This window comes from Aeromonas sp. 603757, assembly GCF_049171255.1.
In the GTDB taxonomy this organism is placed as follows: Bacteria; Pseudomonadota; Gammaproteobacteria; order Enterobacterales; family Aeromonadaceae; genus Aeromonas; species Aeromonas veronii_A.
The window spans coordinates 1-12,537 of sequence record NZ_JAAKOE010000029.1; the positions used below are offsets into that span (position 1 = coordinate 1).

13 protein-coding genes are annotated in these 12,537 nt (G+C 57.2%); 11 read left to right on the plus strand and 2 right to left on the minus strand.

The features are described 5' to 3' along the window. Window positions 1-117: 117 nt before the first annotated feature. From mutL to G5332_RS19640, 7 genes are all read left to right on the plus strand, one after another. Entirely contained in the window at window positions 118-1,989 is a 1,872-nt protein-coding gene (gene mutL / locus G5332_RS19610) for a DNA mismatch repair endonuclease MutL (RefSeq protein WP_227342989.1), read from the plus strand. After that, on the plus strand, window positions 1,979-2,908 hold the full coding sequence (miaA, locus tag G5332_RS19615) for a tRNA (adenosine(37)-N6)-dimethylallyltransferase MiaA (protein WP_082182310.1): 930 nt from the start codon (window positions 1,979-1,981) through the stop codon (window positions 2,906-2,908). The genes mutL and miaA overlap by 11 nt, the downstream gene beginning before the upstream one ends. A 72-nt stretch (window positions 2,909-2,980) precedes the next feature. After that, window positions 2,981-3,244: an RNA chaperone Hfq gene (hfq, locus tag G5332_RS19620; RefSeq protein WP_005339045.1), complete on the plus strand. Its 264-nt coding sequence runs from the start codon at window positions 2,981-2,983 to the stop codon at window positions 3,242-3,244. Window positions 3,245-3,307: 63 nt separating this feature from the next. Further along, entirely contained in the window at window positions 3,308-4,594 is a 1,287-nt protein-coding gene (hflX, locus tag G5332_RS19625) for a ribosome rescue GTPase HflX (protein ID WP_227341990.1), read from the plus strand. Window positions 4,595-4,684: 90 nt separating this feature from the next. Continuing rightward, window positions 4,685-5,833: an FtsH protease activity modulator HflK gene (gene hflK, locus G5332_RS19630; protein WP_227341991.1), complete on the plus strand. Its 1,149-nt coding sequence runs from the start codon at window positions 4,685-4,687 to the stop codon at window positions 5,831-5,833. 3 nt (window positions 5,834-5,836) lie between these two features. Further along, the gene (gene hflC, locus G5332_RS19635; protein WP_216952925.1) at window positions 5,837-6,721 is read left to right on the plus strand and encodes a protease modulator HflC; all 885 of its coding nucleotides are present in this window, start codon (window positions 5,837-5,839) and stop codon (window positions 6,719-6,721) included. 98 nt (window positions 6,722-6,819) lie between these two features. After that, window positions 6,820-7,008 carry a DUF2065 domain-containing protein gene (locus G5332_RS19640; protein ID WP_216952926.1) on the plus strand — a complete coding sequence of 63 codons (189 nt, stop codon included), beginning with the start codon at window positions 6,820-6,822 and terminating at the stop codon, window positions 7,006-7,008. An 80-nt stretch (window positions 7,009-7,088) separates the two neighbouring features. On the opposite strand, the gene ispB is transcribed toward G5332_RS19640, so the two are convergent. Continuing rightward, a complete protein-coding gene (ispB, locus tag G5332_RS19645) occupies window positions 7,089-8,060 on the minus strand; it encodes an octaprenyl diphosphate synthase (protein ID WP_216952927.1) in 972 nt (323 codons plus the stop codon). Between the two features lie 242 nt (window positions 8,061-8,302). Between ispB and rplU the strand changes: the two genes are divergently transcribed. The 4 genes from rplU to G5332_RS19665 all read left to right on the plus strand — a co-directional run bounded on the left by rplU (window position 8,303) and on the right by G5332_RS19665 (window position 12,019). After that, entirely contained in the window at window positions 8,303-8,614 is a 312-nt protein-coding gene (rplU, locus tag G5332_RS19650) for a 50S ribosomal protein L21 (RefSeq protein ID WP_005304210.1), read from the plus strand. 17 nt (window positions 8,615-8,631) lie between these two features. Beyond that, a complete protein-coding gene (gene rpmA, locus G5332_RS19655; protein WP_005304202.1) occupies window positions 8,632-8,889 on the plus strand; it encodes a 50S ribosomal protein L27 in 258 nt (85 codons plus the stop codon). A 190-nt stretch (window positions 8,890-9,079) separates the two neighbouring features. After that, on the plus strand, window positions 9,080-10,282 hold the full coding sequence (cgtA, locus tag G5332_RS19660) for an Obg family GTPase CgtA (RefSeq protein WP_227341992.1): 1,203 nt from the start codon (window positions 9,080-9,082) through the stop codon (window positions 10,280-10,282). Between the two features lie 366 nt (window positions 10,283-10,648). Then, complete coding sequence (locus G5332_RS19665; RefSeq protein WP_227341993.1) at window positions 10,649-12,019, plus strand: YjiH family protein; 1,371 nt, start codon at window positions 10,649-10,651, stop codon at window positions 12,017-12,019. A gap of 85 nt (window positions 12,020-12,104) precedes the next feature. On the opposite strand, the gene G5332_RS19670 is transcribed toward G5332_RS19665, so the two are convergent. Then, window positions 12,105-12,443: a hypothetical protein gene (locus tag G5332_RS19670; protein ID WP_005341051.1), complete on the minus strand. Its 339-nt coding sequence runs from the start codon at window positions 12,441-12,443 to the stop codon at window positions 12,105-12,107. Between the last annotated feature and the right edge of the window lie 94 nt (window positions 12,444-12,537).

A 12,537-nucleotide genomic window follows, 5' to 3' on the forward strand; every position in this document is an offset into this window, starting at 1 on the left:
CAGGAGTAAGTGATGCCGATCCGTATATTGCCCCCTATCCTGGCCAACCAGATTCCGGTTGGTGGAGAGGTGGTGGAACGGCTCTCTATCCGCAAGATTGAAATTCAGGAGTAAATGATGCCGATCCGTATTTTGCCACCCATTCTGGCCAACCAGATTGCAGCCGGAGAGGTGGTGGAGCGGCCCTCTTCTGTGGTGAAAGAGCTGGTGGAGAACAGCCTGGATGCGGGGGCCGACCGGGTCGAGATCGACATCGACAAGGGGGGCGCCAAGCTGATCCGCATCCGTGACAACGGCTGCGGTGTCGCCAAAGATGAGCTGGTACTTGCGCTGTCGCGTCATGCAACCTCCAAGGTGGCCACGCTGGATGATCTGGAAGGGATCAACAGCCTCGGTTTTCGTGGCGAGGCGCTCGCCTCCATCAGCTCTGTCTCCCGTCTCACCTTCACCTCCCGCACCGCCGAGCAGTCCGAAGCCTGGCAAGCCCAGGCGGAAGGGCGCGAGATGAGCGTCACCATCAAGCCTGCGGCCCATCCGGTGGGCACCACGGTGGAGGTCGTGGATCTCTTCTTTAATACACCCGCGCGGCGCAAATTCATGCGCAGCGAAAAGACCGAGTTTGCCCATATTGACGAGCTGGTGCGCCGCATCGCGCTCTCCCGCTTCGATGCCACCCTGATCCTGCGCCACAATGGCAAGGTGGTGCGCCAGTACAAGGCCGCCAATACCGTGCCGGAGCAGGAGCGACGTCTCGCCGCCGTTTGCGGCACCCCCTTCATGCACCATGCGCTGGCGGTGGAGAGCGAGCATAGCGACGTGCGGTTGTGGGGCTGGCTGGCGACCCCGGAGGGGGCAAGACCGCAGAACGACCTGCAATACACCTATGTCAACGGCCGGATGATGCGCGACAAGCTCATCAACCACGCCATCCGTCAGGCCTATGACGAGTTGCTGCCTCCCGATCGCTTCGCTGCTTATGTGCTCTATATCGAGCTGGATCCCCGTCAGGTGGATGTCAACGTTCATCCGGCCAAGCATGAGGTGCGCTTCCATCAGGCGCGGCTGATCCACGACTTTATCTTTCAGGCGCTGTTTACTGCGCTGCGCCGCGAAGGAGTCAGCGCCGCTCATCAGGACGCGCCGCTGGCCGAAACCCTGGTCGAGTTGCCGGTCACTCCGCAGATTGAATACCCCGGTCAGGCGCCCCGTCCGGAGTGGTACGGTGCCGAGCACAGCTACCGGGCGCCTGCGCAGGTGCGGGAGGGGAGCGGTGGGGCTGGCCGAGCCAGCAATTATCAACCGCCCGAGCCGCCAAGCCGGGAGGCGATGCGCGGCATGGGGGCGCTGCTCACTACGTTGCCTATTGCAACGGTGGCTGAGACTGCACCTGAGCAGTCCGCGGCCACCGTGCCGCCACTCAAACAGGGGGGATGTCGCGCCCTGACACTGGTGGAGCAGGCCTACCTGTTGATCGAGCGGGATAATCAGCTGGCGCTGCTCTCGCTGGTGCGTGCCGAGCGGGTGCTGCTGCGTCACTGGTTGCTGGAGACCTGGGGCCAGGGGCTGGCGGCCCAGCCGCTGTTGCTGCCGGTCTCCTTCAAGCTGCCGAAGAATTTGATCGCGCTGGTGACCGAGCAGGAACGTTTGCTGAAACGGATGGGGCTGGAGTTGAAAAGCGGGGGGCGCGACACCATGATCCTGACTCGGGTGCCGGCTCTGCTGCGCCAGACCGATCTGGTGCGGCTGTTACCCGAATTGCTGCAAATTATCGAGGGCGGATCTGACAGTGATGCTGGTCAGCAGGCTGAAGTATTATGCCAATGGCTGGTGGAGCAGGGGATAAGCCGCGAGAAGATATACGATTTTTCAACTGCCAGTCGTCTGCTGACGGAACTTGTGACCGATTTCAGTGACCAGCTTGGTGACATGCGTATGGTGCGCCCGCTTTCGCTGGCGACCGTGCTGGAGGAGTTTGAACATGGCGAGTGACTTGCCGACCGCAATTTTTCTGATGGGGCCGACGGCCTCCGGCAAGACGGATCTCGCCATTGAACTTTGCCAGGCATTGCCTTGCGACATCATCAGCGTCGATTCTGCGCTGATCTATCGCGGCATGGATATAGGTACGGCCAAGCCCACCGCTGATGAACTGGCGCGGGCTCCGCACCGGCTGATAGACATTCTTGATCCCGCTGTGAGCTATTCGGCAGCCGATTTTTGCAAGGATGCCCTGCGGGAGATGAAAGAGATCGCCGACCGTGGCCGCATTCCGCTGCTGGTGGGCGGTACCATGCTCTATTTCAAGGCGTTGCTGGAGGGATTGTCCCCGCTGCCCTCCGCCGATCCCGCCATTCGAGCTGGGATTGAGGAAGAGGCTGCCCGCCTCGGTTGGCAGGCGCTGCACGATGAGCTGGTACGCATCGACCCGGTGGCCGGGGCGCGGATCCACCCCAATGACCCGCAGCGGCTCAGCCGGGCGCTTGAGGTCTACCGTATCAGCGGCAAGACCCTTACCGAGCTGACGCAGGTGCAGGGGGAGGGCTTGCCCTATCGAGTGCAGCAGTTTGCCATCGCCCCGAGCGATCGTGCCGTGCTGCATCAGCGTATCGAACAGCGCTTTGACAAGATGCTGCAAGGTGGCTTTGAACAGGAGGTTCGTGCGCTGATGGCGCGCGGCGATCTGCACCCGGATCTCCCCTCCATTCGCTGTGTGGGTTATCGCCAAATGTGGGACTACCTGTGCGGTGAAGTGGGGTATGATGAGATGCGTTATCGTGGCATTGTTGCCACACGCCAATTGGCAAAACGACAGATGACCTGGTTGCGCGGCTGGCCCGATGTGACCTGGTTGGAATCTGGTGAGTCTGGCAATCTCGACCGCGTGCTTGCTCGCGCTGGTGCGGCTTGACACTCCCTGTATAATCAGGTTGTTATATTGATATTCGGTGTTTAAAAACAACAAACTATAAGGAAAAGAAAAATGGCTAAGGGGCAATCTCTCCAAGACCCGTTTTTGAATGCGCTGCGCCGTGAGCGGATTCCTGTTTCTATCTATTTGGTGAACGGCATCAAACTGCAAGGTCAGATCGAGTCTTTTGACCAGTTTGTTATCCTGCTGAAAAACACCGTGAGCCAGATGGTTTACAAGCACGCCATCTCGACTGTCGTACCGGCCCGTGCCGTCAATCATCACCAGCCCACTCCGGGTGGCGCGGCTGATGAACAGGGTGATGCCGAGGCGTGATATCCCTGGGCGAGTCGACTCGCCAACTCAGATTCATCATGATTCCTGTTAAGGAGCAAGCGCTTGTTTGACCGTTATGAAGCTGGCGAACAGGCCGTTCTGGTGCATGTCAACTTCAGTGATGAGGGTGAGCGGGAGGATCTGGAAGAGCTCAAGATGTTGGTGAGTTCTGCCGGTGTAAATGCGCTGGCGGTCATCACCACCAGTCGTAGTGCGCCCAGTGCCAAATTTTTTGTCGGCAGCGGCAAGGCTGAAGAGATCGCGTCCCAGGTCCAGATGCTGGATGCGGATGTGGTGATCTTCAACCATGCCCTGACTCCTGCCCAGGAACGAAATCTGGAACGTCTGTTCCAGTGCCGGGTGGTGGACAGAACCGGTCTGATCCTCGACATCTTCGCCCAGCGCGCCCGAACCCATGAAGGTAAACTGCAGGTCGAACTGGCCCAGTTACGCCACCTTTCCACTCGCCTGGTGCGAGGCTGGACCCACCTTGAGCGTCAAAAGGGCGGGATCGGTCTGCGTGGCCCGGGTGAAACCCAACTTGAAACTGACCGACGTCTGCTGCGGGAACGCATCAAGGCGATTTTGCGTCGGCTCGACAAGGTGGCCAAGCAGCGGGAGCAGGGACGCCGCGCCCGCAACCGCAACGAAGTGCCGACGGTGTCACTGGTTGGTTACACCAACGCCGGAAAGTCCACTTTGTTCAACCAACTTACAGCTGCCAGCGTGTATGCTGCCGACCAATTGTTCGCAACTCTGGATCCCACCCTGCGTAAACTGGTGATCCGGGATGTGGGTGATGTGATTTTGGCGGATACAGTTGGATTTATTCGACACTTGCCCCATGATCTGGTCGCGGCCTTCAAAGCGACCCTGCAGGAGACCCGCGAAGCGGATCTGCTGCTGCATGTGGTGGACTGTGCCGATGAGCAGATGCAGGAGAATATCGACTCCGTGCAGCAGGTGCTGGCCGAAATTGAAGCTGACGACAGGCCTCAGCTGATGATCTGCAACAAGATCGACAAGCTGGCGGATCGTCCTGCTGGTCTGGAGCGAGATGACGAGGGGCGCCCAGTGCGCGTCTGGCTGTCGGCTCAGACTGGTGAAGGTTGTGAGCATCTGTTTACGGCGCTGACTGAACTGCTGGCCGGCTCCATGGTGCACCACACCCTGCAGTTGCCACCCTCGGCAGCAAGATTGCGCAGTGCGCTTTATCAGTTGAAGGGCATTGAGCAGGAAGGCTTTAGCGAGGAGGGAGATTTCGTGCTGGAAGTCCGCTTGCAAGTGGCCGACTGGAACCGCCTCGTAAAGCAGGAAGGTGAGAGTTTACAACGCTTTATCAGGCATTGATTCGTCGATGAAGTGAACCCTTAGGGGCTTCTCAACGTATGATGGCCCGATAGAGATGATATCCATCCGCATGTATTAATGGAGACGCTGATGGCTTGGAATGAGCCTGGTAACAACGGCAAAGACCGTGACCCTTGGGGGAATAACGGCAAGAATCAGGGACCCCCTGATCTGGATGAAATGCTGCGCAAAGTGAGCCGCCGTTTCGGTGGCTTGTTTGGTGGCGGCAAATCTGGCGGCGATGTAGGTCGCTTTGGTATCTCCATCGCGCTGGTTGTGGCTGTGGTGGTGTGGGTCGTCAGCGGCTTCTACACCATTCGTGAAGCGGAACGTGGTGCAGTGCTGCGGTTTGGCAAGTTTTCCCATATTGTCGAGCCGGGTCTGCGCTGGAATCCCACCTTTATCGACAAGGTGATCCCGGTGGATGTCGAGTCCGTGCGCTCGCTGCCTGCTTCCGGTTTCATGCTGACTCAGGATGAAAACGTGGTGCGGGTCGAGATGGACGTGCAGTACCGTGTGGTCAACCCCGAGCAGTATCTGTTTAGCGTAACGAATGCTGACGAGAGCCTGAGTCAGGCCACCGACAGTGCCCTGCGTTATGTTGTGGGCCACACCAAGATGGACGACGTGCTGACCACCGGTCGTGAGAAGGTGCGTCAGGAGACCTGGCAGGTGATTGATGGCATCATCGAGCCTTACCAGATGGGTCTGCAGATCGTCGACGTCAACTTCTTGCCGGCTCGTCCGCCGGAAGAGGTGAAGGATGCGTTTGATGACGCCATTGCCGCTCAGGAAGATGAGCAACGCTTCATCCGCGAGGCCGAAGCCTATGCCCGTGAAGTCGAGCCGAAGGCCCGTGGTCAGGTCAAGCGTCTGGAGCAGGAAGCGGAAGCCTACAAGTCCCAGATTGTGCTGAAAGCCCAGGGTGAAGTGGCCCGCTTCAACGAGCTGCTGCCCCAGTATCAAGCTGCGCCCGATCTGACACGCAATCGTATCTACCTGGAGACCATGGAAGAGCTCTATCAGCAGGCCAATAAAGTGGTGGTCGACATGCCGGCTGGCAACAACAGCATGATCTATCTGCCGCTCGACAAGTTGGCTGGCAAGCAGGCGAGCGTCCAGCAGGGGCGTACAGCTGCTGCGCCGACCATCGAGTCCACGCCAGCTTCCAACGAGGGCGCCAACTCCACTCCGACGCCGCTGCGTAGCGGTGACCGCTTCAGCTCAGGGAGAAACTGATAGATGAAAAAGCTAGCTATTGGTGTAATCGCTGTCGCGGCCATGGTCTGCTTCTCTTCTGTCTTTATCGTTGATGAAGGCCAGAAGGGGATTGTGGTGCAGTTCGGCAAGGTGAAGCGGATTGATTCCGGTGAGCCCCGTCTCTATGAACCGGGCCTGCACTTCAAGGTGCCGCTCATCGACCAGGTTCGCAAAATGGATGCACGGATCCAGACCATCGACAGCCAGGCTGACCGTTTTGTCACCTCCGAGAAGAAAGACCTGATCATCGATTCCTATGTGAAATGGAAGATCGAGGACTTCTCCAAGTACTACCTGGCAACCGGTGGTGGTAACAAGTTGCAGGCCGAGGATCTGCTCAAGCGCAAGATCAACAACGGTCTGCGCTCCGAGATTGGTAATCGTACTATCAAGGATATCGTCTCCGGTGAACGCAGTACCGTGATGGAAGATGCTCTGATGAAGATGGCGCGCTCCTCCGAGCTCGGCATCAAGGTGGTGGATGTGCGGATCAAGCAGATCAACCTGCCGGTGGAAGTGTCCAACTCCATTTACCAGCGGATGCGGGCCGAGCGTACTGCCGTGGCCCGTGAGCATCGCTCCCAGGGGCGTGAGCAGGCCGAGATCCTACGGGCCGATATCGATCGCAAAGTGACCGTGATGATCGCTGATGCAGAGAGTAACGCTCGTCAACTGCGTGGTGAAGGGGATGCGGAAGCCGCTAAAATCTATGCCGACAGCTACAAGAAAGACCCCGAGTTTTTCAGCTTCGTGCGCAGTATGGAGGCCTATCGCAAGAGCTTCGCCGGTGGCAACGACCTGATGGTGCTCAAGCCGGATAGCGAGTTTTTCCGTTACTTCAAGTCTCCTGAAGGCACCAAGCAGTAAGTGTCGGGAGTTGTTTTGCCAGGGGCCTGCTTTGTCAGGCCCTTTTATTTGTCTGCCAAACAAACGGGATCAATGGTTTTTGACGGGAGAGGGGCAGAATGATGACATCCATACTGACGGGGCTGGGTCTGCTGTTGCTGTTTGAAGGGCTCGGCCCGTTGTTGATGCCCAGGGCATGGCAGCAGATGTTACGGCTGCTGAGCGATCAGCCACCGGAGCAGTTGCGCCGTATCGGCGGCTCGTTAGTGGTTGCGGGTAGCGTGATCCTCTGGATGCTGAGTCGCTGAGTCTGGCGCAATGCACTGTCCAGCAGATAGCAGACAATAAAAAAGAGGCCGAAGGCCTCTTTTTCATGCATGTCGTTTACTCAGGCACTGCGCTGCACCGCCATGTGGGCCAGTGTTTCCAGCGCGTGCTTGTGCGGGGAGTCCGGCAGGATGGCGAGGGCGGCAATGGCCTTGTCGGCCTCTTCCCGGGCCCGCATGCGGGAGTACTCCAGCGCGCCGGTACGGTCGAGAATCCCGAGGATCTGCTCAAGATGTTCCATACCGTTGCGATGCTCGATGGCATCGCGCACCAGCTGGCGTTCTTCCGGCGTGCCCACATCCATGGCACGCAGCAGCGGCAGGGTTGGTTTGCCTTCGGCCAGATCGTCGCCGACGTTCTTGCCCATCTCTTCGCTCTGGGAGCAGTAGTCCATCACGTCATCAATGATCTGGAACGCGGTGCCCAGATACTTGCCGTAATCGGTCATGGCCTGTTCGACGGGCTCGGGCTGATGGGTCAGCACGGCGGCGAGTCGGGTAGCGGCCTCGAACAGCTTGGCGGTCTTGCAGTAGATGACCGTCATGTAGCTCTCTTCGGTGGTATCCGGGTCGTTGCAGTTCATCAGCTGCAACACTTCCCCTTCGGCGATGGTGTTGGTTGCATCCGAGAGGATCTCCATCACCCGCAGGTTGGAGAGTTCGGCCATCATCTGGAAGGAGCGGCTATAGAGGTAGTCACCGACCAGCACGCTGGCAGCATTGCCAAACATGGCGTTGGCAGTTTCCCGGCCGCGGCGCAGGTCGGATTCGTCGACCACGTCGTCGTGCAGCAGGGTAGAGGTGTGAATGAATTCGATGATGGCGGCCAGTTTCAGGTGATCCTCACCTTCATAGCCCAGCGCACGCGCAGCCATCACGGTCAGCATGGGGCGCATCCGTTTCCCGCCGGCGCTGACAATGTAGAAACCCAGCTGATTGATCAGACTAACGTCGGACTGGAGTCGGGCCAGGATCAGTTCATTGACCGCCGTCATGTCGGCGGCACAGAGCGCACGGATAGTCTGTTGGTCCATAAGTCTCGTAACGTGACAGCAGCAATAACTGCGATTTTAGTAATGGCAGGGATTCTACACGATTTCACAATGGGTTACAGTTAGGCGTTTATCCACGGCGGCAGATATGCGCACAAAATAAACTTTTTGCTAAATTGGCCTTGCCTGAGCAGATCGATTTGCGTAGAATGCCCGCCCATTGTTATAGGTTTTTGCGCATGTCTAGCCTTGAGCAAAAGACATGCCTTTACGGAGTTAATCAAATGTACGCGGTATTCCAAAGCGGCGGAAAACAACACCGTGTGGCCGAAGGTCAAATCGTTCGTCTGGAAAAGCTGAACGTTGAGACTGGCGCTACCATCGACTTCAACGAAGTGCTGATGGTTGCTGCAGGCGACACTTTTAAAGTAGGTGCTCCTTTCGTTGAAGGTGGCAAGGTTGTAGCTGAAGTTGTGGCTCACGGCCGTGGCGAGAAAGTGACTATCGTCAAGTTCCGTCGTCGTAAGCACCACCGTAAGCAAGCGGGCCACCGTCAGTGGTTCACTGAAGTCAAAATCACTGGCATCAGCGCTTAATTAGAGGAGTCCGATAGATGGCACACAAAAAAGCTGGCGGTTCATCCCGCAACGGTCGCGATTCTGAAGCTAAACGCCTGGGCGTGAAGCGTTTCGGCGGCGAAACAGTTCTGGCTGGCAGCATCATCGTTCGTCAGCGCGGTACCAAGTTCCACGCTGGTGAGAACGTTGGTCTGGGCAAGGACCACACCCTGTTCGCTACCGCGAACGGCAAGGTGCAGTTCGAAGTTAAAGGTCCGCTGAATCGTAAGTACGTTAGCATCGTTGCTGAGTAATTACGGACCGCAAGGATCCGAAGCCCCGCCAACAGGCGGGGCTTTTGTTTTTCCGAAATAATGACGAAAAAACGGAACGCAGATGACCCGGGTACCGAGATTGCCCGGAGAGGCAAGATGCGTATCGCCCGCAGGGGTCTGTACCACTATAATTGCGTATCGGTTTTTCGAATTAAGGTGACGGTTACCTATGAAGTTTGTTGATGAAGTCCAGATTCGAGTCGATGCCGGTGACGGTGGTAACGGTTGTGTAAGTTTTCGCCGTGAAAAATATATTCCCAACGGTGGTCCGGATGGTGGTGACGGTGGTGACGGTGGTGACGTCTATCTGGTTGCCGATGAGAACCTCAACACCCTGATCGACTACCGTTTTGAGCGTTTCCATGCTGCCGAGCGTGGCGAGAATGGCCAGAGTGCCAACTGTACCGGTCGTCGTGGCAAGGACAAGATCCTGCGCGTGCCGGTCGGTACCCGTGCAACCGATGACGATACCGGCGAGTTGCTGGGCGACTTGACTCACCACGAGCAGAAGTTGCTGGTTGCCAAGGGCGGTTTCCACGGTTTGGGCAATACCCGCTTCAAGAGTTCGGTCAACCGGGCTCCACGCCAGAAGAGCAACGGCACCCCGGGCGAAGTGCGTACCCTGAAGCTGGAGCTGCTGTTGCTGGCTGACGTCGGTATGCTGGGTCTGCCCAACGCCGGTAAATCTACCTTTATTCGCGCTGTTTCTGCCGCCCGCCCGAAAGTCGCTGATTATCCCTTTACCACCCTGGTGCCGAACCTCGGTGTGGTGCGTGGTGAGAACTCCCGCTCCTTCGTGATCGCCGATATTCCGGGCCTGATTGAGGGGGCAGCCGAAGGCGCAGGTCTTGGTATCCGTTTCCTCAAGCACCTCGAACGCTGCCGCGTGTTGATCCATCTGGTGGATATTTGCCCCATTGATGGCTCCGATCCGGCTGAAAATGCCGTGACCATCGTGCGTGAGCTGGAGAAGTACAGCCCGGAACTGGCTGGCAAGCCGCGCTGGTTGGTGTTTAACAAGATGGACCTGATCCTGGAAGAAGAAGCCCAGGAGGTGATGGATCGCGTCAAGGCGGCCCTGAACCACGAAGGTCCGGTCTATGCCATCACTGCCATCAGCAAGGAAGGCACCAAGAAGGTCTGCTACGACATTCTGGATCTGCTGGATACCATGCCCCGTCAGCTGGCGGAAGATGCCAAAGACGCCATCGAGAAGGTGGAGTTCAAGTGGGATGACTACCACAAGAACCAGCTGGCCAAGGCTGAAGCGGAAGCACTGGCTGCCTCTCTTGCCTTCGATGAAGGGCTTGATGATGACGATTGGGATGACGACGAAGATGATGGCGTTGAAGTCATCTACGTCCGTGACTGATCCCCGTCACTCTCATTGAAAACCGGAGCCTGAACAGGCTCCGGTTTTTTTATGTCTATCGAGCAGCAACTCATTAGATATATTTGTGATGTCACTTATTGCCTGCCACTGATAACCGATTATACTGCCCACCAAAATTAACAATAACGAAACAATCATCTGGGAATGTCGATTGAATCGATATGCGCAGCTGTATCTTATTGTTTTAATGGAAGGTTTGCCTGTGGAAATATTTATGCGCAGATTTCTGCTTTAAGGGCTTGTTTGTGCATTTTTTTAGAGTATTCTTGCGCCCGTTTTGCCGGTTAATGCATGAATACGCAGGTTGGCCGGGCTAGGGAAAAGTAACATTAGGGCAGTTTTATCATGTTGGAAAAGAGTCTCGAAGCACCTGCGGTCAATACTCGCCGTAACTTGTTGATGTTTCTGGTTCCGTCACTTATCGGGATCCTGTTGTTCATGACGCCGGTCGTCTATGACGGTAACGTCACCATCCCGGTGGCCGTGCTGGCCAAGCTGGTGCAGCGCGTTTTTGCCGATTATCTGGTCGCCATGGTCAGTGCGGTGATCACCACCACCATGCTGATGACGGTGATTGCCTGGTTGTTCAAGCCAGCGATTCTGGTGCGTCGTCCTTTCCTCAACAGCTTGTTCAATGTCTCCCCTTTCTGGGCCTGCGTGCGGGTATTGGGCGGTATTTTCGTGCTGCTGACCTTCTTCCAGGTAGGGCCTGAGGTGCTTTACTCAGGTGCAACCGGTGGACTGGTGCTCAACGATCTGCTGCCGGTGCTGTTTTCAGTCTTCATTTTTGCCGGCCTGCTGCTGCCGTTGCTGCTCGATTTCGGGCTGCTGGAATTTGTCGGCACCATGATGACCCGCATAATGCGTCCTGTCTTCCGGTTGCCGGGCCGCTCCGCAGTGGACTGTTTTGCCTCCTGGCTTGGCGATGGCAGCGTCGGCATCCTGCTGACCAGCAAGCAGTACGAAGGGAAGTTCTATACCCAGCGTGAAGCCGCGGTGATTGGCACCACTTTCTCTGCTGTCTCCATCACCTTCTGTCTGGTGGTGATCTCTCAGGTGAAGCTGGAGCACATGTTCGTCCCCTTCTACCTGACCGTCTGTCTGGCTGGAGTGGTTGCCGCTATCGTGGTGCCACGTCTGCCGCCGCTCTGCTGGAAGAAGGATATCTATATCGATGGTGCTCCCCTGTGTCGCAAGCAGGAGGCGGTGCCCCATCAGCACAGCGTGATGAGCTATGGTTTCGAGCGTGCCCTGATCAAGGCTGACAGCATGACAGATCTCGGCGCCGTCGCGCGGGAAGGGGTGAAGAATGCACTGGATATGGTGTTTGGCGTGCTGCCGGTGGTGATGGCGATCGGTACCTGTGCCCTGATGCTGGCCGAACATACCCCTATCTTCAACTGGCTTGGCGCTCCCTTCGTCCCCTTGCTGGAACTGCTGCAACTGCCGGAGGCGGAAGCGGCATCCAAGACCATCATGGTCGGTTTTGCCGATATGTTTATTCCAGCGGTGCTGGCCTCGACCATCGATAGCGAGATGACCCGCTTCGTCATTGCCGCCATGTCGGTAACCCAGCTTATCTATATGTCGGAAGTGGGGGCCCTGCTGCTTGGCAGCAAGATCCCGGTCAAACTGTGGGAGTTGTTTGTGATCTTCCTGATGCGCACCCTGGTTACCTTGCCGGTAATTGCCGGTGTAGCGCATCTGCTGTTCTAAGGGCTACGCCATAGTGAAAAACGGTCAACCTGGGTTGACCGTTTTCTTTTCCGCGGTAAGGGGAGAGCATCGCCCTTAGGCTGGCTCAGCCTCTAGTGACGGGACACTGAATTGTCAGGGAGTGGACTGTGTTGGCGATGCTATAGGGCTTGGCCGCCTTGTAGACCTTCTTGTCTTCGTCGTAGCTGCCTCCCAGATACTGGGTACTGTATAGCGTCTGCTGGCGGCGATCGGTCTCCTTGTAACCTTGTGGGCAGGTCTGGTTGGCCTGCTGGAAGCAGGCTTTCATGCTGCTGCATTCGATGTAGAAGCCGCGCTGGCTGGTATCGGCAAGGTGCACCGGGGTGACGGTGGGGGCTGGGGGAGACAACAGGGAGCAGCCGGAGAGCGTCAGCGCGCCCAGCAGAACGAGATGTTTTGACATAGATAACCTGAACAGTGTGGTGTGACAAAGAGTGAGGGGGAGTCTATTGCTCCCCCTTCGCTATAGGGGCACCGTTATAACCAGCCCGGGGCGC